The sequence below is a fragment of the Paenibacillus agri genome (genome assembly GCF_013359945.1).
Taxonomy (GTDB): domain Bacteria; phylum Bacillota; class Bacilli; order Paenibacillales; family Paenibacillaceae; genus Paenibacillus_AQ; species Paenibacillus_AQ agri.
The window spans coordinates 223,151-246,211 of the sequence record NZ_JABWCS010000220.1 but is presented as its reverse complement, the minus strand read 5'-3'; the positions used below and the strand labels follow the sequence as shown (position 1 = coordinate 246,211).

Below are 23,061 nucleotides of genomic sequence, written 5' to 3'. Positions count from 1 at the left end.
TGACCGCTTCCTGCGGCCAGGCACAAAATAACCCGAACCTGAATCCCTTAGAAGAGGGGATCAAGTCCGGGCTATTTTCATAATAACGTGTGTCATATTCTTCTCAGCAGCTCCCTGAACTCCTGGCCTGCTGCATGCAGATTAGCATTTACCGCACAAATCTCCGCCAATTGTGTGATTCTTGAGACAAACTCGTGGTTAAACAACCGATTGGTCTGCGCATTCCACATTGGAAACTGGTTCACGGCCACCCCCTTGAGCGCCAATATTGTCCGCACCCATTCTTCGTCTTGAGGTAGTATTCCCGTATGAGTGGCAAGCAGGATATGATCTACCCAGTCGCAGATCTCGCCCATTTGGGACAACGGACTGACCGATATTTGTGTTGAATGCCTGCGAAAAGAACTTAAAGGATCTGTAATATACACCAAATCGCCGCGGGACAGCAGGGTCAGCCAGGTCGCTACATCGACATTATTGAAAGCTTTGCGGCCATAGAAGACACCGAAGGGCTCTGCCAGATCAGCTTTCCGGAACAATCCGGTCGTCGGTTCCCCGATATAATTGATCCGATCGCGCAGCATGGTGGCCATCGCAGCCCTTCCACTAACAAACGTTTCATAACCATTGAAATTAGCAAAAGGCACCGTGTCCGGCGAAAGCTGGGTCACACGGTTGGCCCTGTCGATAATGCTTTTCCGTGATGATACTAGCGTGACTCCGGGAAATCTTTTTAGATAGGTTGCCATTCTCTCAATCTTGACAGGATCAAACAGATCATCATCCATTAAATAGTTGACGTATTCGCCACTAGCCAGCCTCATGCATTGCAGTTGGTTGGCCACTGGACCGATGTTGCGTTTGTTCTTTACATAACGGATGCTCGAAATACCAAGCTCTGACTGGAAATGGTGAACCAAGTGCTGGGTATGGTCATTGTCACTGTTGTCGCTGATGATAATCTCGATGTTCGGGTACGTCTGGGCTAAGGCACTTCTTAATGCCTGCTCCAGATAATGAGGCCGGTTGTAAGTTGGAATCAGAATGCTTACAAGCGGAGTTATCGCACTCATGCTCATCACCACAGCTTCCAGGGGGCTTGACCGGAATCCCAAAGCGCTTGCAGATGATTCTTGTCTCTGAGCGTATCCATCGCATACCAGAAGCCATCATGCCGGAATGCATGCAGCTCCCCTCCGCTCGCCAAGCTGATCAAAGGCTCCTGTTCGAAGATCGTATGGTCCCCTTCTATATAATCAAAGACTTCCGGCTGCAGAACCATGAATCCCCCGTTGACCCACTTGCCGTCCCCTTTCAATTTTTCATGAAAATCATTGACCCTGTCCCCCGCGCCAAGACCCAGCGCACCAAATCTCCCAGCCGGCTGTACAGCGGTGACCGTAGCCAGCTTGCCATGCGCCTTATGGAACTTCAGCAACTCCTGAAAATTCACATCACACAGCCCGTCGCCGTAGGTGAGCATAAAAGGTTCATTGCCAATATAACGCTGAATGCGCTTGACTCTCCCGCCCGTCATAGAATCCTTACCTGTGTTCACCAGTGTAATCTGCCAGGGCTCGGCTCCCTGCGAATGGTACTGGGAATCACCGCTTCTGTAGTCCAACGTCAAATCCGACTCGTCCCGGATGTAGTTGGCGAAATACTCCTTAACCATATGCCCCTTATACCCCAGACAAATCACAAATTCATTAAAGCCATAATGGCTGTAAGTCTTCATAATATGCCACAGAATCGGTCTCTCACCAATCGGGATCATTGGCTTGGGTCTCGAATGTGTCTCTTCACTGATTCTTGTCCCGTACCCGCCCGCCAGAATTACGACCTTCATCCTCATTCTCCGTTCTATATATAGAATTAATAAGCTATAAGATAGTATATGTGAAGGATGTGGGGATGACAGGTACAGGTACTGCTACGGGTGGAAGTATAGGTGTTAATTGCCTGCTACACGGGTTCAAAATAGAGGAGTTAAGTCTCCTATTTATTATTTTCGATAGTCGTAGGAATAGCATGCTTCTATGGTTTATTAACCATTGCGTTCAGTACTGGCGACGGGTTGTTATCACATAAAGATCCTGCTCTTGCCACTTGGACTGGAATAGCAGTCGTGCTGGGTGTTGGTGGTTATTTGTTTTTGGGGATAAAGCTCGACAGAAGGCTATTGCCTTCAGCGTTGGCTCTCATGATATTCGGTTTGTTTGCCGGCTTGCCTGCCTTGCAACTGTTCGATAGCCTGAGGGATTTGTGGAAGTAAAACTATGCTTCCGGGCATGAAGACACTTAGATGAACGGCGGCATCAGTAGGAGTGCTGTGCCAGCAAACGACAACCAGCCCACGCTAAGCGGGGCTGGTTGTCGTTCATTTTTTAAATGGAGGGAAAGCATGTTTTTTGCCACCCCAAGCCACAAGAAGTGCGATGAATATGAGAATGAACAATGCCCATGAAAAAGATTTGGCACCAAAGGTATCAAGCAACAGACCCCCTGCCACCCCTCCGCCAGCGATAGCGAGATTCCATACTGTAGTGTTAATTGGCATGACCATATCCACTCTGCTCTCTCCCGCAGCGTCAGCAAGAGCCGTTTGCAGTAGTGTTGCTGCCCCGCCAAAGGTTAATCCCCAGACCGTAACAATGATATAGATCAAAAGGCCACTAGAGTTGCTAAAGCTCATGGCAATAGAGATTAAGAGAAAAGCACTCAGACTAATCAGAACAAGCTTCCGCAGGGAGCGGTCGATGAATACACCAGTTATCCATATGCCTACCAGTGCCGCAACGCCGAAGAAAGCCAGCGCCAGACCCACTCTCTCACTCATGCTATTAGCTGCAAGAAACGGAGCAATATAAGTGTACAGAATATTATGGGCTGTCATCCAAGTCAGTACAACCAACAGGATGGGCCTAATTCCCGGTGTAAGGAAAACAGCAGTGATCGATGACTGCTTCCCGGTGGATTGTCCTGCAAACTGAACAGACCCATCCTTTGGGTTGTTTAGTCATATTGTCTGCAAATACTTGTTCACCGGAAAACAATCATATTCGTGAAATATTAACCCTTGAAAGGGCCACAACAAGGAGAAAATTCTATACTTGTATTGAAAGAGCGATTCAGACCGGAGAAATTCGAGAAGGTACAAATGTTGCAATGTTAACCACATTATTTGTTACCTTTTTAGAAGGAATATCTACGGAAGCCAGAGATGGTGTGCCCCTCGACAGCATTAATGCAGCAATTACGAAATTGATGGAACTATGGGATTCTTGTGCCTGAAGCTCCAGTCTCTATTAACACTGCGCAACCACAACCACCATCCCATATGATTGACGGTGATTTGCTATGTATGCTCTAATACTAAAGGGTGTATTGGACTTAGGATGGGATTTTCTCAGCTCACTGCCGGGACCACCACTATTTGTGAAGGGTGGAGCTACATGCTTTCATTGTTACTAACATTAAAACGATTATTTTCAGGTTTATGGAGAGCATTCAAGCGTAAAAATTTTCAGGTATTATTTCTTCTGGTTATGATGACGCTGTTGTCCGGAACCATTTTCTATGTCAAACAGGAAGGCCTGTCTGTCATTGATGCTGTTTATTTTTGCGTTGCCACGCTGAGTACATTAGGACATCCAACGTTCGTTCCCCAGACAGATCTCGGAAAAATATTTACGATCGTCTACATTATTGCGGGTACAGGATTGTTCTTGGGAATGATTGGGTATATTGCCTATGAGTTGATCAAGCAAACAGGGAAAAATGGAGATTAATACGAAAAGGCCTTGTTTAGTAAAGCTAACAAGGCCTTTCTTTGTTGAATATGAAACGATAATAATCATCAAATTGCGGCAAGCTATCCTCTCCATCTTGCTCGCAATTCCTGTCCTACGCCCGCCACTTGGTCGTCAGCGATTCCCCCGCTTCTCAGCCCAGCGCAGCGCGGGCAGCAGTAATCTGCTCCAGATGTCCCGTAGCAGGATCAATCACAAGCCCATATAGATCACGTGCTTGCTCCAAGCTGATATAGCCGTCCTTCCAATCGGCCAGCACCTTGTCAGCGGGACGCAGCAGCGGGTTACCGTAGCCGCCGCCCGTAGCCGTGATCAAGCGTACCACGTCTCCTTGATCAAGGGGAACTCTGGCGCAGATGCCCAGTTGCTGCACTTGCCGGCCATCCGCCTTCCGGATTTCAATGACGTTGCCTGATCCTGCAAGTCCGCCATTTAAACCCCATGGGACAATCTCATGCCGCCCAAAGGTACCCGAGAAGGAGTGCCCGTCACTTAAAGTACGATAGGTACGGATCACTCCGCTCCCCCCACGGAACTCCCCGGCTCCCGCACCGTCAGCAGTCAGACTGTATTCATCAACCCTGATCCCATAGCGCGCTTCCGCCACCTCAACCGGAACGTTATAGGTTTCCCCATCCCCGATACAGAATTGACCGGCCAGCCCATCCATGTCACTGCCTGCTCCCCAGCCGCCTACGGAAGGCTCAACGATCAGATAAGGCTCCTGTGTAACGGGATGGACGCCGCTTAGTATAATCCCGCAGACCGAGAGCAGATGCCCCGCGTTCAAACGGTCCGGAATGACCGGGGCCAGCGCCTTCCAAACCAGCTCCGCCCCGAACTGCATGCTCTCCCAATAGGTTGATACCGCCGCTGGCCGCTCCGCCGACAAAATCGATTTCCGGTCGGTAATGACACGCAGCGGACGGAACACCCCGTCATTCACATCCTGCGAAGGATTGGTCACTGCCAGAAAAATCGTCCGTACCGAGGAGACAAGCGCAGTATAGGAAGCATTCATCGGCCCTTTCACCTGCGGATGACTGCCCCGGAAATCGCAGATGAACTCATCGGCGGTAATCGTCACCTTGACCCTTACCGGAAACGGCCCGTTGCCGAAGCCATCATCCTCTACCTCATCTTCCGCTTCATAGACCCCTGCCGGCAGCAAGCTCAGTTGTTGTCTGGACACTTGTTCCCCATGATCCAACAGAAAGTCTATCGATGCTTGCACCGTCTGCTTGCCGTATTTACTACAGAGCTCGCCGAATCTTCGCTCCCCCGTCCGCAATCCGGCAATTTGGGCCCACATATCTCCAAGCGACAAGTTCGGAAAACGTACATTAGCTTCGATCAGATCAATGAGCGCCTGATTAATCTCCCCTTTGTTGAACAGCTTGATTGTAGGGAATTGCAGACCTTCCTGATAAATTTCAGTGGAATCGGTCGTCCATGAGCCAGGATCTTTACCGCCTACCTCTGTCCAGTGCGCTTTATTGGCCGCAAAGGCCACCAGCTCCCCTTCATGGAAAATAGGCATGACCAGTCCGACATCCGAAAGATGCGAACCGCCGCCGCCATAGGGATCATTCAGAATAATGACATCTCCGGGATGAAGTCCCTCCGGACCAAATTTGTCCAAGGTATTCTTCACCATAAAGGTAAGCATGCCGATGAAGCCTGTAACCCCGTTCCCCTGGGTCAGCAATTGACCTTTGGCATCGGTTAGTCCACTGGCGAAATCCAGCACCTCATAGATGATCGGGCTCATGGAAGTGCGGGCCAGCGAATAGAACATCTCCTCGCCAATGGCGACGAGCGAATCTTTGACAATCTCTCGGGTAAAAGGATCAATCATGCTGCCAGTCGTCATCTGCTATGCACCTCCGTCTCAATGATCAAATTTCCGTAGCCGTCCATAGCGAGCCGCTGCCCCGGGTACACGACAACCGATGAAGAAGGCTCCTCCACAATGGCAGGCCCTTCGATCTCATTCCCCGGCTGAAGTTTATTTCGGTTATAGACCGGAGTATTCAGCCAATTAGCCTCATCGAAAAGCACTGGGCGGGTTCCTGTATGCGCATCAGAAGCATCAGAGCCATGTCCCGCCAGCGGCTTCGGTGCAGGCTTGCGCACAGAACCAATGATACTGACATGCAGATTCACTATCTCAACAGGTACCCCCTCCAGGCGGAAAGTATACTCCCGCTCATGGATCTCGTGGAATTGGCTGCTCAGCTCCGCCAGCAGTGCTGCGGTCAAATCTTCTTCAGGCATGATTACCTTCACGGTATGTTCCTGACCCAGATAACGCATATCTGCATAACGTACCCAGGCAATGTCCTCGCGGCGCAAGCCTTCATCAAGATAAGCCTGGAGACCCGATTCCTGAATTTGCGCCAATATCCCGTTCAATTCCGCAAGATCCAGACGCTCAATGCGCCGAATATACGTCTGGATATGGTCCTTCCGCAGGTCGGTCATGAGCATTCCCCAAGCCGAAAATACGGACGAGGCAAAAGGCACGACCACCTTGCGCACACCGAGCTCCCTGGCCAGCGCCGCCGCATGCAGCGGTCCGCCGCCACCGAAGGCGATCAGGGTGAAATCACGCGGATCATAGCCTCTGCGTACCGATACTAGCTTGAGTGCATTCAGCATATTCGAATTGGCAATCCGAAGAATCCCCAGCGCAGCCTCATCAGCAGAGAGGCCGAAGGGTGTGGCAATCTGTTCTTCGATTGCTTGCCGCACTGTCTCCATACTGGCAGGAGAAGCGAAGTTGTCCAGCGATAAGCGCCCGGTCAACAGGTTGGCATCCGTCGTGGTCGGCGCTTGACCCCCACGGCCGTAAGCTACCGGACCTGGCAACGCCCCAGCCGACTTAGGTCCTACGCGCAGCGAGCCCCCTTCATCGATCCAGGCAATCGAGCCTCCGCCAGTCCCGATCTCTACAATATCGACCACAGGAACCTTGACCGGGTAGCCGGCATTGCGCTCGTTCTGCTCAATTTTATAATCCGTAGTCACCTTCACTTCACCCTTGTCGATCAGCGAGCACTTCGCAGTCGTTCCTCCGATGTCAAAAGCGATAATGTTCTCCTCGCCAATCCATTTCCCCAGGATCGCTGCACCAAAAATCCCCGCTACCGGACCTGACTCAACCATCTGGATCGGAGTCAGCTTCGCCTGTCTGAACGAGGTCATTCCCGCATTGGACTGCATCACATACCTGCGCCCATTCACACCCTCCGCCGTTAGCCGCTGCTCCATATGGTCAATGTAAGCGGCTGCGGTTGGCTTTACATAGGAGTTCAGCACAGCAGTGTTGGTGCGCTCATATTCGCGCCACTCCTGAGAAATCTCATGCGAAGCCGTAATTTGGACCTCAGGCCACCATTCGGCAATCAACTGGAGCGCCTCCTGCTCGTGGGCAGGATTGGTGTAGGCATGCAGGAAAGAAATCGCTACAGCCTCTACTCCCTCAGCCTTTAGCCGCTGCACAGCAGCCTTCAATTCCGCTGAAGCCAGCGGAGATACGACAACACCTGTATAATCCAGACGCTCGCTCACCTCCAGCCGAAGATGTCTCGGCACGAACGGAGCGGGCTTCAAGTAGCGCACGTTGAACAGATCAGGACGGTTGCCGCGGGCGATCTCCAGCACATCGCGGAAGCCTTTGGTTGTAATCAGTCCGGTCTTCGCCCCTTTGCGCTCGGTCAGCGCATTAATGATTACGGTAGTACCATGAATAAAATCGTCAATATGATATGGGTTCACACCGCTCCGCCGAATGACGTCGAGCACCCCCTGCTCAAATTGGCCGGGGGTGGTGTCACTCTTCGCGACACCGATCTCACCAGCATCATTCACATAGACCAGATCGGTAAAGGTACCTCCGATATCTGTGGCAATACGCATCGTTTCCCCTCCTCGAATCATAAGATTTCTGAACACAAACAATAAGCACCCTGCAGGGCCTACTTGACGGCAATGACCTGCAGGGTGCTCTCTCACTTGCGGGACTGCCTTTTCACTGCCACGGATGCCTATTCTATCTAGTGCCCGCAGAATTGGACGTGCACGTCTACATGGCCAGATGGCAGCGGACGGATCGGTCTCCGTCCAATTCCCGCAGGCTCTGATTCTCCTGGGTACATTTCTCAGTTACATGCGGACAGCGCGAGGCGAAGCGACAGCCGACCGGAGGATCGATCGCTTTAGGCATCTCTCCGTCATAGAATGTCAGCTCCGCATTCCCCTCAATATCAGGGACTGCTTGCATTAGCATACGTGTATAGGGATGGAGCGGATGGGCAAAAATCTGCTCGGTTGTCCCGGTCTCCACGATCTGTCCTAAATACATAACCGCCATACGGGTGCACATATGCCGCACCACGCTGAGGTCATGCGACACGAACAGATACGTGAGCTGCTGCTCCTCCTGCAAATCCTTGAGCAGATTCAGAATCTGCGCCTGAACGGACATATCCAGCGCGGAGGTCGGCTCATCCAGGATGAGCAGCTCCGGCTGCAAGGCAATGGCTCTGGCAATTCCGATGCGCTGCCGCTGCCCTCCACTGAGCTGGCTCGGGAACCGGCGGGCAAAGTCGGCGGGCAGACCCACCTGCTCCAGCAGAATAGCAACTTTCCGGTTACGCTCGGCAGCCGACAGCTTCGTATGTGTCCGCAGCGGCTCGCCCACGACATCCCCGACCCGCAGCTTCGGATTCATCGACCAATAGGAATCCTGAAACACCATCTGTACGTTCCGGGTATTCCGGCGCCGCACCCGCCGCGTGACGGACGAGATATCCGAGCCTGCAATCCGGACTGTTCCCGAGGTGGGCGCATACAGTTGGAGCAGCGTCCGTGACAGCGTGCTCTTGCCGCAGCCGGATTCCCCAACGAGACCAAAGCACTCCCCCTTATGCAGGCTAAGACTGACGTTGTCCACGGCATGCAGTGTCTTACTGGCACCGAACCAGCCGGAGCGTACAGTGAAATATTTACTTAGGTTATCGATTTCGACTAGAACTTCTGTCATTGTCTCTTCACCGCTCCTCTTCCCAAGGATGAAAGCAAGCTATCTCATGGCTGGAGACCACAGCCCTAAGCTGGGGCTTCTCCGCCGTGCAGCGCTTAGTCGCCCGTGGGCAGCGTCCAGCAAAGCTGCAGCCTTGTCCGCCTGCCGCCTCCTTCAGCACCGCAGTGCCAGCGATTACGGGCAGCCGGTCCCGGCGCTCCCGGAGTCTCGGTATGGCGTCAAGCAGTAGCCGGGTATACGGATGACGGGGAAACCGGAAAACTTCATCCGTCCGCCCTGTCTCCACGATACTTCCGGCATACATCACAGCGATGCGGTCAGCCATCTGCGAGACAATCCCCAAGTTGTGGGTAATGAAGAGCACCGACATGCCTTCTTCTTCCTTCAATTTGTTGATCAGGTACAGGATTTGCGATTGGATGGTCACATCCAGTGCTGTGGTTGGCTCATCGGCAATTAACAGCTTAGGCTTACAGACCATCGCCATAGCTATGGCCACCCGCTGACGCTGTCCGCCGCTAAGCTCGTGCGGATAGCGGCGCATGATGCCGGATGGGTCCGGCAGCCCTACGAACTTCAGCGACTCTTCCGCCAGTTGCTTAGCCTGTTTTTTTCCAGCACCCGTGTACCTGCGGATAATTTCTAGCATCACCTTACCGATGCGGAAAACCGGATTCAGCGAGCTCATCGGGTCCTGAAAAATCATCGAGATTTCTTTCCCGCGAATGCCATTCATCACGCTGGGTGATGCTTCCAACAGGTTGGTACCATTAAACAGCACCCGGCCTCCAGTAATCCGGGCTGCCGCTGTTGGGAAAAGCTGCAAGATCGACGATGCCGTCAGGGATTTACCCGATCCCGTCTCCCCCACCAGTGCGAGCATCTCACCCTTTTGCAAAGAAATATGGTCCAGATCCAGCGCGGTAACTTGACGCTCCCGGGTCTCGATACGGACTCGAAGCTGCTCCACTCTCAGCAGTTCATTCATGGATACACCTCTTTTCTAGCTGTTTCTGGTCTTCGGATCGAGATAATCCCGTAGCCCGTCGCCCAGAAAATTAAAAGCCATGACCGTCAGCAGAATGAACACGCCCGGAAACGTAACATACCACCAATTGGTCAAGAAGTAAGCTCGGCCTGTACTTATGATCAGTCCCCACTCCGGTGTCGGCGGCTGCGCGCCAAGCCCAAGAAAGCTGAGCGATGCTGCCGTCAGGATGACCGAGCCGAAGGCCATCGAAATCTGCACGATAATGACAGAAAGTGAATTGGGCCAAATATGCCGAAAAATAATGACGAGCGGATGAACGCCCATCGACTTGGCCGCTTCCACAAAGCCCCGTTCTTTGATCGCTACCGCCTCACTGCGCATTAACCGCGCGAACCAAGGCCACCACGACAGGGCAATGGAGAGCATCATATTATTAAGCGATGGCCCGAGCAGGGCTACAATCGAAATAGATAGCAGCATCGACGGAAAGCTCAGAAACACTTCACAGACCCGCATCATCACATTGTCCACCCAGCCGCCGAAATAGCCGGAGATCAGACCATAAGGAATCCCGATCAGGATGGACAATAAAATAACCGAAATGCCGATTTGAAAAGACAATCTGGTGCCGTAAATGGTCCGTGTCAACAGGTCTCGTCCCAATTCATCCGTCCCGAATAAATGCGCCCAGGAAGGGGGCAGCAGCTTGTTCTCCAGATGAACTGCTTTGTAAGCATCATCAGGATAAGGAGAGATCAGGGGACCAATCACGGCAATAATAAGCAGAATCACAATAATAGATAGGCCTATAGCCGCTAGCTTGTGAACCCGCAGAAACAGGATAAACTCCTTGAGCTTATAAGCCCGTCCTGCAGATGTCTCTTCGATCACCGGAGGAAGCGGCGCCGGCAGCGAGTTTGAATTCATCAGTCGTTTTCCTCCTAATCATGTAATGGAGCATAGCTGCTCTAAGCGTTCTGATACAGCTTAATCCGGGGATCGAGCATAGCAACTACAACATCAACAAGCAGATTAATCAGAATATAAGTCACGGTAACGAGAAATGTAATCGCCATCGTCACCGGATAATCATTAGCCAAAATCGCCTGTGAAGCATACATGCCGAGACCTGGCCAGCTGAACACCGCTTCGATCAGAAACGTGGAGGTCAGCGCGTAGGCAAAGGTCAGACCCAGCGAGGTCGCCGTAGGACCCAGGGCGTTTTTAAGTCCATAGACAAAGACTCTGCGCCAAGCCGGGATACCATAGGCCTTCAGCACACGGATATGCTCCTCGCCAAGCACGTCAATCATCGACGAACGGATCATGCGTATAACCAGTCCCAAGGGATACGCCGCCATGGTCAGCGCGGGCAGTACGAGATGCAGCGCTGCATCCTTGAAGAAATCAAAGTTGCCCTGGAGCAGGGAATCCAGCAAATAGAATCCAGTCCAGTTATCAATAGGATACAACAGCGAAGTATTTGTGCTTACCCGTTCTCCAAGCGGAAAAAGACTTAGCTGACGGAAAAATACCAACTGTAAGATCAGACCCAGCCAAAAGGTAGGAATGGATACACCCCCAACACTGAAAGTGCGGGTTAGCTGGTCAATCCAAGAATCCTTTTTAACCGCTGATATCACTCCTAATGGAATGCCGATGACTACTGCTATTAGCATCCCCGCCAGAATCAGCTCCAAGCTGGACGGAAGAAAGGACAATAACTCTCTCAGCACCGGCTGGTGGGTACGGATCGAGGTTCCCCAGTCTCCTGTGAACAAGCCCTTCATATAAGTGATGTATTGCTGCGGCAGCGGCTTGTCGAGACCAAGCTCGATGCGTGCCGCCGCAATCTGCTCCGCATTCGCGCGCGGCCCCACCCAACGTGCAGCGGGGTCAGACGGAACCACACGCGCAACTGTAAATGTAATCACGGAGACTCCTGCCAGGACAAAGAGTCCCAGCAAGAGTCTTTTAATGATAAAGCGGATCATCAGCCTATTCCCGGTAAGTGTCGTAGAAGAACACTACGTTGGCATAATAAGGGTTGCTGCTGAAGCCCTTGAAGTTATCACGCAAAGCATAACCGTACTTCAGATCAAAAATAGAAATACCCGGAGCATCATTGATCAGAATTTCTTGGGCTTGCTTGTACAAGGCAGTTGCTCCGTCGCGGTTGGAACCGGCGCTTTTCCGCGCTTGGTCAATCAAGCTGTCAAACTTGGGATTGCTGTAATAGCCTAGGTTATAGACAATTGGATTTTCAGTTTTGTAGGCAATGCTGAGGTAGCCATAAGGATCCGAATAACCCGACCAGTAGTAGAGCAGGAACAAGTCCTGACGCTGGCTGGCATCCGGAGACTTGGCCAGATCCCATTGAGCATCCCAGGTCATTCCTTTAATCTCAAGATCCAATCCGACTTTGGCCAGCTCAACCTTCAGCAGTTCAGCCACTTGACGCTCAGCCTCGTCACCGGACAAATACGTGATTGACAGTTTCCCTCCGGATACACCTGCTTCTTTCAGTAGCTCTTTCGCTTTGTCCGGATTGTAGGAGTATTTGAACAGACTCGAATCTTGGCCCCATAGACCCTTCGGCAGGTAACCAGTCGACTGCTCTGCCATGCCGCCCATAATATCTTTGACAATGCTGTCGTAGTTGAGAGCATAGGCCAGCGCCTGACGCGCCTTCGGATTGTTGAATGGTGCTTTCAGCGTATTCATCTGCAGCGTCAGGTTCTGGAACGCCTCTGTCTTCAGAACTTGAACTCCAGGTTTGCCGTCCAGAGATTTCAACATTTCAGGGGTAAGCTGGTTAGTGATATCGACTTCGCCTGCTTCCAACTGCTGCTGGCGGGTATTGGCTTCCGGCGTCGTTTTGAACACTACCTTTTCAAAATTTTTAGGCGTCCAGCCTTTCCAATATTCAGGATAGCTGGTCAGGACTAGATCGCTGCCCTTGGTCCACTTCTGAACAGTGTAGGGACCGGAACCTACGTCATGACCTTCGTTGATCCAATCTTCACCGTTCTTATCCAGCGCGTCAGCATCAAAGATAAAGGCGGAGTAGCCCGCAGAAACCACGTTATCCAGTGCTTCGGCATATTTCAGCTTAAACTCTACCGTGTATTGATCGACTACGTTGATTTCCTTAACGGATTCCCAGATGTAGGAAGCGCCCTTACCTCTCTTGATGGTTCGCTCAATGGACTTCTTAACCAGATCTGCACTCAGTTCTGCTCCCGTATGGAATTTAATACCTTTGCGCAGCTTGAAAGTCCAAGTCAGGCCATCCGCCGATTTGCTATAATCTTCAGCCAGCACCTTGTCGAAGGTCTTCGTTTGCGCATTGTAGCGCAAAAGCGTTTCGTACATATTGTGCATCGCGATAATCTCATTACTGAAGCTGTCACTCGGGTCCCAGAAGGTCATCACATCGCTGTTCACGCTGTAAACGGCAATTCCGCCTTTCGGCGCATTTCCGCTCGAAGTGTTGCTCCCTGTATTGCTTCCAGTATTGCTGCCTGTGTTAGCTGCCGTTGTATTACCCTTGCTGCCGCAGGCTGATAACACCAACATTACACTTAGCATCAGCAACAGCAGCGTATTTCTTGATCTCTTCTTCATCATTCTCTTCTCCCCGCTTTCTAATCTCCTATTGGCAGTCCTAATCTATATTGTGAGCTGACCGACAGCCTTCACCCGGATACGTACAGCATTCCCTGGCAAGTAAGCCAATGGCACCTCTTCAATATCAACAATCTCGACGGAATCAGCACTTGCGCCTGCCGCTTCCGCTTCACCGGCAGCCAAACGTTTGGCTTCCTCCAGCGCCTGGTCTCGTCCCCATTCCTCCAAGGAATAGATTTTCTCTACCTGACCGCTCACTTCAGCAATGGTCACACCAATGGCATTTGCCACCTCGAAGTGGAGCGGGCGAATGACTTCGGACACACCAGTCAACTGATCGGGAAGAATAATGCTGCCTCCACCGACCACGATGGCCGGAATATCATCAGATGTGGTCTTCATCTTGTCGATAGCTTCCTCCACCAGATCAATCATCGTTGCATAAGCCGACTCCACCAGTTGCGGAGACAAGCTGCCCAATTTACCGCGGTCCCCCAGTTCAGTCAACCCCTTTGCGACAGCTATGTCAGTCGCTGTGAGATCCGTGCCGCCGAAGACCAGCCCTTTCTCAGGCAACAGATAACCCACACTGTCCGGTCCGACAGTCAAGGTATCACCCTCTCCGCGAATCCGAGTTCCACCGCCAAGCCCAAAGGACAGCAAATCCGGCATTCGGAAGTTCGTCCGTACGCCGCCAATCTGAGCGACCAAAGACGATTCACGCGGGAAGCCCTGAACTAGCACACCGATATCCGTCGTTGTTCCGCCTACATCTAGCACCAGCGCCCCCTTGGCATCAGTCAGATAGGCTGCACCTCGGATGCTGTTTGTCGGACCGGAAGCAATGGTCAGCACCGGGAAGCGGAGCGCGTAATCCGAGGTCATGAGCGTACCGTCATTCTGACCGAGGAAGATTCTCGCCCCACGAATGCCATTCTCAGCCAGCGACTCCTCGAATCCCCGTACCATCAAGCGCGCCACATGAACCAAAGCCGCATTCAAGATCGTGGCATTCTCACGCTCGATCAGTCCGATGCTGCCAATTTCGCTTGACAGCGAGTAATGGATGTCATCGCCGAGAATCTCCCGGAAGATCTCTTGTGCGCGCTGCTCATCGCCGGAGTCTACCGGTGAGAAAATAGAGGTTATAGCTACCGCCGCCACCTTGCCCTTCCATTCAGCGGCCATCTCACGTAGTGCAGCCTCATCCAACGGAGCGATTCTACGTCCGTCGAACTCATGGCCCCCACTGATAATATGGCTGCCGACGAATACCTTATCGAGCAGTTCCTTCGGCCAGTTCAGGAACGGGGGAATCGCCAGGCTCGCTGGCGCGCCAATTCTCACGACTCCAATTTTGGCCAGATTCCGGCGTTCGACGATAGCGTTGGTACAATGTGTTGTTCCCAGCATAGCGAACTGAATTTCGCGCGGGTCTAACTCGCTCTGTGTAAGCAGGCCGGCGATGGCGCGCTTAATACCTGACCCGATGTCTTCGGTTGTGGGCACCTTTATTTTGCTGACCAACTGCCTGTTGTTATCCATAATGACCGCATCAGTATGCGTACCACCAACATCAATTCCGATTCTGTAGCTCATTGAAGCACCCTTCTTTCCTTGCTTTCTTCACCCAACGGGATGTAATCTACGTTGTATCCGAAATAACGCGGACCCGCCGTTTCAATCCCCTTCACCGTTCTCCATTTTTCGTTGCAGGGAATAGCAATTACCGCTAGCCGGTTGCCGTAACGCAGGGATTCGGTAGTCACCGGAACCCCTGTCTCTACATCCACAACGGTCAGCAGATCCGGTGTGGTTGCCACCACTTCTCCGTCAGCCTCTGCCACCAAAAATTCATTCTGGAAGTACAGGGTGAACGTCCGGCCTTGATCCTGCCCCAGACCGCTTAGACTCACTTCGCCTTTGGTGAACCCTCCGCTGTTCCGGCGCAACAAGTTGTTGACCTTGCCGGTGAACAGCAGCGTTCCCGCTACTTCTTCTACCAGCGCCTCGACCGGGCTTTGGTTCCGATGCTTCAGACTCCGAACCGTCTCCCCGATACGCTGTGCCAAGCTGAAGGTATGATGAATGCCTGCTTCCTTGAGCTGGAAGCCCTGCATCAGATAATCGCAGGTCGTCACCGAGCCGCCCATCGTAGTCAGTGCTTGGCGGCCGATCCGCTCACTCCATACACTATCCACGCCATTCACAATTACGGAATTTCCTTTCTCATCAGCCATCGCCACCGGACCGGAAGGGATATCCACCAGATGGAAGGTAACCATCTGCAGCTCTGGAAATGCACGTCCCATCCCGTCAATATCTACTAATGGCAAGCCTGTTGTAGCGGCGAGAATAACGGGAATCAGAGAATTAATACCGCCGATCTCAATCGGAAAAATCGCGCTGATCTCCTTCCCCGTATGTGCTTTTAGCGCTTCAAAGGCCTGTAGGGGTTCTTGCCCTCCGGGAATCTTCTCCACGACTACCGTGGGCGCCCCCATCATACCAACGGACACTACCCATGCTTCATCGTCCAGCTCTTCTGGCGAGATCAAGTTCACAGGGCCATATTTTTCAATAGCCGCCATAGCCATCAGTTGGCCCACATAAGGGTCACCTCCCCCACCCGTGCCCAGTACAGCAGCGCCTAATGCAATATCCTCCAAATGGTGACTTTCAATCTTACGCATACGCTCGGCTCCTTCATATGTCTTATCTTTTTTAGCAAATCAGTCCTGACTGTTAATCAAACGTTCAACTCGTCAGAAGCCTCTATCACTCATGCTGCTCTCACAGCTTAAGCTGTCCTACCGCTCTAATCCGGAACCGGATCACTTCTCCTGAGTAATAGTCAAAAGGAATCTCTTCCATCTGGACAAAAGAAATGCTGTCCTCCAGGGCTCCGTCCTGCAGCAGCTGCTGGATCGCCTCCTGCTTGACCTTCTGCAGCGCCGCCTCCTTGGTCTCGTTCTGCAGCCAACAGATCCGATCCAGCTGCACCCCTACCGGCGCTACACAAGCGCCGACCGCGGTGCACAGCTGAAACGCCGGCGGCTGCACAAGCTCGCCGTATTTATAGAACAGCTTCTCCTTCAGCAGGGCGCTGCCTCCACCTACGAGCACAACCGGCAGCTTGTCCCTCGCGGTCTGGAGCTGCTCAATCGTCTCGCGCAGCGTAGCAATGGTGCGGCGAACCACCTGTTCCGCGTCTACTTCCCGCCAATGCCCAAGCGGTTTGCCGTATTCTCGGCGCAAAGGATGTTCCTCTGGCAGCCGCCGCAGAAAAGCCTCGGTCAAGCTGCCCGCCGCTGCTTCCAGCGGTTCCCCCTTTAGATGTTCGGGATTGGCTTGGCCCGCTTCTGATCCCGAAACGGGCCAGTCATGCCCAACAGTAATCTCTCCATCCCTGATATACACCGGGGTCTCGCCGCCAAAAGGCAGAGTCACCACCTTCGGCAGCCGAAGGTTAACACGGATACCCAGCAGTCTGGCGCTTTTGATATGCTCCTGCGGCTCTCCCCCGATGACCAGCCCCACCTCTGTTTTGCTGCCGCCCATGTCCACAACAATACAGTCGGGAATGCCGGTCAGATAGGCACTGCCTCGCAAGCTGTTGGCAATTCCCGATGCTACGGCAAATCCGGGAAAAGCAGCAGCCCGATCTAGGGAGAGAATCGATCCGTCGTTCTGTGTGAACCAATACGGGCAATGTAACTGTGCTTCACCGAACAGCCCTGAAAGCTGCTGGATTGAGTCCCGCATAACTTGGGAGAGCATGGCATTGATCAATGTCGCATTCTCCCGCTCCAAAAATCCTACACTGCCGATCTGGTGAGACAGGGAGATCGAGAGCTGCGGCAGCGCCTCACGGAGCAACGTCGCCATGCGCTGCTCCTCTTCTTCATAGAGCGGAGCGAAGGTGCCTACGATTGCCACTGCGCCTACCCCACTCTCTACCAGACGCCGGATGAGTCGATCCAGCTCCGGCTGGTCATTTTCCCCGCTTAGCTTCCGGCCCGTAAAATCAAAGCCGCCGGGAATCTGCTCCATCCATTTCACATGCTCCAGGAGCGCAGGCGGCCAGCCCAGTCCGTAATGGATTTTGGAAGGTTTGCAGATTCGTATGAGCGCCGTATCCGCAATTCCTTGACCATGGGACAAGACATTCAGTAGATGTGTGGTTCCTATGAAAATCCCTTTGACTTGCTGCGGTTCTATTCCATTCTCTTCCAGCAACTGTCCGATGACAGTCCGGATGCCTGACAAAATATCTGCCGTTGTCCTGGACTTGGCTTGCCCAAGCAGCCTGCCTGATTCGCTGATAATTACAGCGGCAGTGTAGGTGCTGCCCACATCAATGCCCATTCTCATTCCAGCCACCCCTTGCCAGCCAACAATTCAACAGGTGTGTAAGGCTCCATAATTCCACTGGCCTCTGGACCGATGTAACTCAACAATTCACCTGTCCGCAGGACGTTGGGAGCTGGAATCCCCATTACCGTCACCGTTATGCCTTCTTCAATCTCATCCACCATACAGGGAGATAGCCGTTCTTCATCAAGAACTAGCAGCAAATCCGGGGTGAGACATACGTATGAGTCACCGCGGCGGGCCGACAAATACTCATTTTTGTAGCGGATTTCTAGTGCAGCTCCTTCGTAGCGGCCGGTGCCGGCAATGTGAAAGCTACCCTCTACCAATCCGTCAACAAACTGCCGCAGCACGCCATAGATTTTGCCTCTAATCAGGACTTGCGGACGACCATAGATGGAATTAGAGAAGCAGGCATGGAAATCGCTCAAGCATTGCGGCACATCATTAGCCTCATGAGCAATCCGGCCAAGCTCGCAGGAGGTGCTTAACGTATTCGGAATAATAGCAGTAGACAACGCTTGTCCACTAACGCCTAATCCGGCAAAATAAGCAACTCCGCCCATGTCCTGCGTCGTCTGCATCACAAGCTGTGATAACAAGATATTATCCGGTTCGGCTAAGTACACCGTTTCTCCAGACACACTAGTCATCGCCAGCGAGTTCCCTTGGACCCCAGCTAGATGCAGTGAGGACATATGTAACTCAGGAAAGGTCCGGGACATGCCATCTCCATCCACCACCGGCAATCCGCACTGGGCTGCCAGAATCAGCGGAATAAGCGCGTTCGCGCCTCCAATATTAAGCGGCATCACTGCTGTTGCCCGGCGTCCGAGACGTTCCTCATAAGCACGGAGTGCCGTGATCACCTCCTGTCCTGAAGGAATCATCTCTTCACATAGGGCAGCTGATCCGGTGGCCCCGATGATCACAACGTAATCTTCAGCTCCCAGTTCACCGAAAGAGATAACTTCAATTCCACGCTGGTGATCGATTACCGACAGAGCCAATGCCTGAAAAGTGTAAGTATCTCCACCCCCGCCTGAGCTAAGCAGATTCGCACCTAGTCCGATATGTGCCAACTGTTCACCGGTAATTCTCCAGCCCATCTTTCTGCCCCCTTTCTTATGTCATTTTGTTTCTGAACACAGTTAATTCCGAGAATCTTTTCAAATATTCAAGCTGGTTATTGGAGCCATATCACTTTTATCATTTTAATTATCACTTTGAATTCTTTAAATTAGTTTAAATAAGATAATATTTTAATATATATCTTTGTTTTTCTCTGTTTTTATCTATTTTTCTCACTTTTTAAATACAATAAAAATCCGATGATTCCCTGTGCTGAATTTTAAATCTGGATTATTTAATTTTTAACTTCTTGATTTTGCGATACAGGGTCGGCAAGCTGACCTGAAGCTTCTCTGCTACCATCCGTTTGCCTTCAGTATCTCTTCCGAGCTGATTCAACAGCTGAATGATCGTCTCTTTTTCGTGATTTTCCTCCAGATGACGAGTGCTACGCCGTCCCGGAGCCATTACCCCTGGAATTTGCCCGCGGATTTGCGCTGGCAGACTCTGTAGCGTAACCAGATCACCAATCTCCAGTTGAACAAAATGCTCTACTACGTTCTCTAGCTCACGCACATTGCCCGGCCAGTCATACAGCAGGAGCCGTTCCAGCACCTGTGGCGAAAGCCGCTTCGGCATACGCCCGTATTTTAGCGAAACGTTCTTCATGAAATATTCCAGCAACAGCGGGATGTCTTCCTTCCGCTCACGCAGCGGAGGGATGTGCAATGGAATGACGTTCAACCGATAATACAGATCCTCGCGGAATTTCTCTTCGGCCACCATTCTGTCCAGATTACGATGTGTAGCGGCGATAATGCGGACATTTACATCAATCGGCTCCATGCCTCCGAGCCGTTCCACCTTACGCTCCTGAACTACTCGCAGCAGCTTACCCTGCAAATGCAAAGACATATCTCCGATTTCATCAAGGAATATCGTTCCGCCATCGGCTAGCTCGAAGCGTCCAGCCTTACTCTCATTCCGGTTTCCAATAAAAGCGCTGCTCTCATAACCAAAAAGCTCACTCTCCAGGAGCGTATCAGGGATCGCTGCGCAGTTGATCGCGATGAACGCGCCATCCTTACGGGAACTAGCCGCATGGATAGATTGGGCAAATACTTCCTTGCCCGTCCCGCTCTCTCCCAAAATCAGCAGGTTTACCTCGCTTAAAGCTACCCGCTGCGACATCTCCTTGATCGTACGAATCGGGGCACTTGTGCCCTTGATATCCTCGAAACGATAAGTCGTCTGCTTTTGAAAGAGATATTTCTTCCCTTCCAGCTTCTCGGCTTCGACTTGAAGCAGAATCGTTGCAAGCTGCCCACCATCATACACCGGCTTCACACGTATCTTCCAATTGGCCCTGCTGCGGCCTGATCGTTCAGGAACGATCGTCCGCTCCTCTAAATCTCGGGCTGCTCTGAGATGCTCCCAATCTCCAGGAGAAATCCACTCCTGAATAAAACTCCCCAAGACCTGTGTCCGCGGAGATTCCAGCAGACTGGACATTGCCGGATTCAACTCTACGATTCTTCCATCCGGGTCCATCACCAGCAGCGCCTCCTGTGCCACAGAGAGCATGGCACTTAGCTCTTTCTTGAGCAGGCTGTTCTCCGCGGCAAGCTTGCGACTGCTCTCGCTTCCAGCAAGCATCTCCCTAAAAGAACGGGCATAGCCTCTGATAACTGGAAGATTGGCAGCAAGCCACGCTGCGCCTTCCGGATTGTCCGCCTCCACCCACAACATGACTGTGGTGTTCAATCTATACCATAGGGCACGCAGCCCTTCTGACTCCTCTCCCGCTATTGCAGCAGAACCATAATCATTATTCTCCTGAATGGCCAGGCTTTCGACAATAACCTTCAATTCTCGAGCAATGAACGCAGCATCATAATGAGCTGTACCCTTCCATTGCCTAATTTCCAGATTTACAGGCAAGAGACTCGATAACTGCTCTGCCAGACCGTAAAGGCCTTGCCAGCTAAGACTCTCAAGTTGTTCTATACTCAATAATCAGCACCCTCTCATGAACAGGACTCACTAGTATACTCTACTAAATTATATGAATTCCTGTATACATGATTAGAAATATTGAATTCATTCTCGCATTTTTTGTCGAAAGAGTCCAGATGTTTTTAAATAATTCCTATGAGTATTATTGGAATTAAATTTCACCAGTGTTTTATCAACTGCTTTTATTTCATTAAATTCAATTTCCGCCCAATTCAATGCTGTAATTGTGAAGCATTAAAATACAAAAAATCCCGTCGCCCCTTGGATGACAGGATTTCTGGATCTGATTGCCTACCGATAGTTCTTTATTTAGTTCATTTCTGCTATAGATTCTCTGAGGCGCTTAGGAAGCTTTTTGAAAACCATATCGTAAGAGTGATCAATCATATCGAAGATATCCTGCTCTGGTAAAGAACCATCTATCGTGATTGAATTCCAGTGCTTTTTGTTCATGTGATATCCCGGCCGAACGCTCTCATGCTGCTCTCTCAAGTTTTCCGCAATAACCGGGTCACATTTCAGATTTAAACGAATATCCTTGCCCTTTTCCTCAAAAATAATCGCGAACATTTTATCAGCAACTTTGATCACGACTGGCGTGAATCCAAAGGGATAATCCTCGGTCGCTCCCTGCTTCTTTAAGCAATACTCGATAATATTATTTTTCAAATCAGTCTCTCTCCTTCGCCGTTCAACAGCCTTCAATATGGTAATTATAAGAACTCCTGTTCCATTTATCAAGTTAGTATTATTTTTCTTTAGCTAATTATGGATACCTAAAACTGCTACATAGGAAGTTACTACAGGTGAGTTCGACCTAATTAAGGGTGATATCATGGTATGTATGTAGAGCGCATTAAAACAACAATCATAGTCCAGAAAATAGAACTTGCATAAAAAGGATCAAAGTGTGATTAACGGCATTTTTGTACCTTGAATCGTCTGCAACTGAAGGTTAGAGAAGATTAAGTGCAATATTGTACCTTAAATCTTCCATAATAACCCATTCAGAGTTTTTTTTAGGAAAATAAAGTACAAAAATGCGCTTATTTCTCTTGTTCGCCTATTTTCAAGATAAATAAGATACAAAAATGCTGTTAGTTGGGGAGGTTTCCCCTCTTTTTCACTGTTAAGACAACTGGTGAAGGGGAGTTTACCGCTTCTAGTGTTTACAGCCTAAAATTAAAAAGAGTAAAGCGAACTATGCAGTCGCTTTACTCTTTTGATCTCCCCACTCAGAAAATCTTCTTCTTTCCCCGATCATCAATCAGAATCTGCACCGACTCTTTAAACCGCAGCGCGTGGACAATCTCCCGCTCCCGCAGGAATTTCAGGCTGTCTTGCAGATCCACATCATCCGTCATGTCGATCAGCCACTGGTATGTAGCCCGCGCCTTTTCCTCAGCCGCAATGTCTTCGTAGAGATCAGCGAGCGGATCGCCTTTGGCTGCAATGTAAGTAGCGGTGAACGGAACACCGGCGGCGTTGTTATAGAACAGGGCGTGATCCCGGGTCGCATAGTTCGGACCGAGACCGGCGGCTTCCAGTTGCTCAATTGATGCGTCTTTCGTCAGCTTATAGATCATGGTCGCAATCATCTCGAGATGCCCGAATTCCTCAGTGGAAATATCGGTTAGCACTCCAATTACTTTGTCAGGAATCGCATACCGCTGGTTCATGTAACGCAGCGCAGCGGCGAGTTCACCGTCCGCTCCACCATATTGCTCCATCAGATAACGCGCCATCCGCACGTCACATTTGCCGACTCGTACCGGATATTGCAATTTCTTTTCATAAATCCACATTCGGGACGCTCCCCTCCTTTAGTGAACTGCTGCTATCCTATTAGACCACTACACTTGCCAAGGCCAAGGGGGCTGGTTCCACTCCCACGGGCATTTGGAAAAGGCACGCCCAAAATTCTGTAGCGGACCATACAGCTCCTGAAAATGGCCTGCCAGCCGCGTCCGCTCCTGGGTAAGCTGGTTGAACTGCTCGATCGCCTTTAGATCCTCGGGGTGGGTATCCAGATAGAGATTCAGCTCCACGAGCGCAAAATCCAGAACCTGCAGCTGCTCCAGCAATTCGTAATACCGTTGGTCGCATGGCTGTGCCTCCAT

General features: G+C 51.3%; 20 protein-coding genes. 2 read left to right on the top strand and 18 right to left on the bottom strand.

The window, feature by feature from the left end; genetic code table 11:
* Nucleotides 1–92: 92 nt before the first annotated feature.
* The 3 genes from HPT30_RS26210 to HPT30_RS26200 all read right to left on the bottom strand — a co-directional run bounded on the left by HPT30_RS26210 (nucleotide 93) and on the right by HPT30_RS26200 (nucleotide 2,896).
* The gene (locus HPT30_RS26210) at nucleotides 93–1,073 is read right to left on the bottom strand and encodes a glycosyltransferase family 2 protein (protein ID WP_175374227.1); all 981 of its coding nucleotides are present in this window, start codon (nucleotides 1,071–1,073) and stop codon (nucleotides 93–95) included.
* Nucleotides 1,074–1,078: 5 nt separating this feature from the next.
* Nucleotides 1,079–1,849, bottom strand: a complete 771-nt coding sequence (gene rfbF, locus HPT30_RS26205) for a glucose-1-phosphate cytidylyltransferase (protein ID WP_175374226.1) — start codon at nucleotides 1,847–1,849, stop codon at nucleotides 1,079–1,081.
* A 531-nt stretch (nucleotides 1,850–2,380) separates the two neighbouring features.
* Nucleotides 2,381–2,896 carry an MFS transporter gene (locus tag HPT30_RS26200; protein ID WP_175374225.1) on the bottom strand — a complete coding sequence of 172 codons (516 nt, stop codon included), beginning with the start codon at nucleotides 2,894–2,896 and terminating at the stop codon, nucleotides 2,381–2,383.
* Nucleotides 2,897–2,958: 62 nt separating this feature from the next.
* Here HPT30_RS26200 and HPT30_RS26195 point away from each other — a divergent pair, with 62 nt between their 5' ends.
* Entirely contained in the window at nucleotides 2,959–3,294 is a 336-nt protein-coding gene (locus tag HPT30_RS26195; protein ID WP_175374224.1) for a TetR family transcriptional regulator C-terminal domain-containing protein, read from the top strand.
* Between the two features lie 161 nt (nucleotides 3,295–3,455).
* Entirely contained in the window at nucleotides 3,456–3,791 is a 336-nt protein-coding gene (locus HPT30_RS26190; protein ID WP_066374119.1) for a potassium channel family protein, read from the top strand.
* 154 nt (nucleotides 3,792–3,945) lie between these two features.
* Here the strand turns inward: HPT30_RS26190 and HPT30_RS26185 are convergent, their stop codons facing one another.
* The 15 genes from HPT30_RS26185 to HPT30_RS26115 all read right to left on the bottom strand — a co-directional run bounded on the left by HPT30_RS26185 (nucleotide 3,946) and on the right by HPT30_RS26115 (nucleotide 23,061).
* Nucleotides 3,946–5,685, bottom strand: a complete 1,740-nt coding sequence (locus tag HPT30_RS26185) for a hydantoinase B/oxoprolinase family protein (protein WP_175374223.1) — start codon at nucleotides 5,683–5,685, stop codon at nucleotides 3,946–3,948.
* Nucleotides 5,682–7,733, bottom strand: a complete 2,052-nt coding sequence (locus HPT30_RS26180) for a hydantoinase/oxoprolinase family protein (RefSeq protein WP_175374222.1) — start codon at nucleotides 7,731–7,733, stop codon at nucleotides 5,682–5,684. The genes HPT30_RS26185 and HPT30_RS26180 overlap by 4 nt, the downstream gene beginning before the upstream one ends.
* Nucleotides 7,734–7,899: 166 nt before the next feature.
* Nucleotides 7,900–8,859 (bottom strand): ABC transporter ATP-binding protein, encoded by a 960-nt coding sequence (locus HPT30_RS26175; RefSeq protein WP_175374221.1) that lies wholly within the window; start codon nucleotides 8,857–8,859, stop codon nucleotides 7,900–7,902.
* 7 nt (nucleotides 8,860–8,866) lie between these two features.
* Nucleotides 8,867–9,847 carry an ABC transporter ATP-binding protein gene (locus tag HPT30_RS26170; RefSeq protein WP_175374220.1) on the bottom strand — a complete coding sequence of 327 codons (981 nt, stop codon included), beginning with the start codon at nucleotides 9,845–9,847 and terminating at the stop codon, nucleotides 8,867–8,869.
* A gap of 15 nt (nucleotides 9,848–9,862) precedes the next feature.
* Nucleotides 9,863–10,777, bottom strand: a complete 915-nt coding sequence (locus tag HPT30_RS26165; RefSeq protein WP_066374110.1) for an ABC transporter permease — start codon at nucleotides 10,775–10,777, stop codon at nucleotides 9,863–9,865.
* Nucleotides 10,778–10,818: 41 nt separating this feature from the next.
* Complete coding sequence (locus tag HPT30_RS26160; protein ID WP_066374109.1) at nucleotides 10,819–11,844, bottom strand: ABC transporter permease; 1,026 nt, start codon at nucleotides 11,842–11,844, stop codon at nucleotides 10,819–10,821.
* Between the two features lie 4 nt (nucleotides 11,845–11,848).
* Complete coding sequence (locus HPT30_RS26155; protein ID WP_175374219.1) at nucleotides 11,849–13,480, bottom strand: ABC transporter substrate-binding protein; 1,632 nt, start codon at nucleotides 13,478–13,480, stop codon at nucleotides 11,849–11,851.
* A gap of 42 nt (nucleotides 13,481–13,522) precedes the next feature.
* Nucleotides 13,523–15,079, bottom strand: a complete 1,557-nt coding sequence (locus tag HPT30_RS26150) for a hydantoinase/oxoprolinase N-terminal domain-containing protein (RefSeq protein ID WP_175374218.1) — start codon at nucleotides 15,077–15,079, stop codon at nucleotides 13,523–13,525.
* Nucleotides 15,076–16,173, bottom strand: coding sequence for an S-methyl thiohydantoin desulfurase family protein (locus HPT30_RS26145; RefSeq protein WP_175374217.1), 1,098 nt, complete (start codon nucleotides 16,171–16,173; stop codon nucleotides 15,076–15,078). The genes HPT30_RS26150 and HPT30_RS26145 overlap by 4 nt, the downstream gene beginning before the upstream one ends.
* Nucleotides 16,174–16,273: 100 nt before the next feature.
* Nucleotides 16,274–17,854 carry a hydantoinase/oxoprolinase N-terminal domain-containing protein gene (locus HPT30_RS26140; RefSeq protein WP_175374216.1) on the bottom strand — a complete coding sequence of 527 codons (1,581 nt, stop codon included), beginning with the start codon at nucleotides 17,852–17,854 and terminating at the stop codon, nucleotides 16,274–16,276.
* A complete protein-coding gene (locus HPT30_RS26135; protein WP_175374215.1) occupies nucleotides 17,851–18,963 on the bottom strand; it encodes an S-methyl thiohydantoin desulfurase family protein in 1,113 nt (370 codons plus the stop codon). The genes HPT30_RS26140 and HPT30_RS26135 overlap by 4 nt, the downstream gene beginning before the upstream one ends.
* A 253-nt stretch (nucleotides 18,964–19,216) precedes the next feature.
* The gene (locus HPT30_RS26130; protein ID WP_175374214.1) at nucleotides 19,217–20,938 is read right to left on the bottom strand and encodes a sigma-54 interaction domain-containing protein; all 1,722 of its coding nucleotides are present in this window, start codon (nucleotides 20,936–20,938) and stop codon (nucleotides 19,217–19,219) included.
* Nucleotides 20,939–21,250: 312 nt separating this feature from the next.
* Complete coding sequence (locus HPT30_RS26125) at nucleotides 21,251–21,610, bottom strand: MmcQ/YjbR family DNA-binding protein (RefSeq protein ID WP_175374213.1); 360 nt, start codon at nucleotides 21,608–21,610, stop codon at nucleotides 21,251–21,253.
* 566 nt (nucleotides 21,611–22,176) lie between these two features.
* Nucleotides 22,177–22,746 (bottom strand): manganese catalase family protein, encoded by a 570-nt coding sequence (locus tag HPT30_RS26120; RefSeq protein ID WP_066374095.1) that lies wholly within the window; start codon nucleotides 22,744–22,746, stop codon nucleotides 22,177–22,179.
* Between the two features lie 48 nt (nucleotides 22,747–22,794).
* Nucleotides 22,795–23,061, bottom strand: coding sequence for a spore coat protein CotJB (locus HPT30_RS26115; RefSeq protein ID WP_066374093.1), 267 nt, complete (start codon nucleotides 23,059–23,061; stop codon nucleotides 22,795–22,797).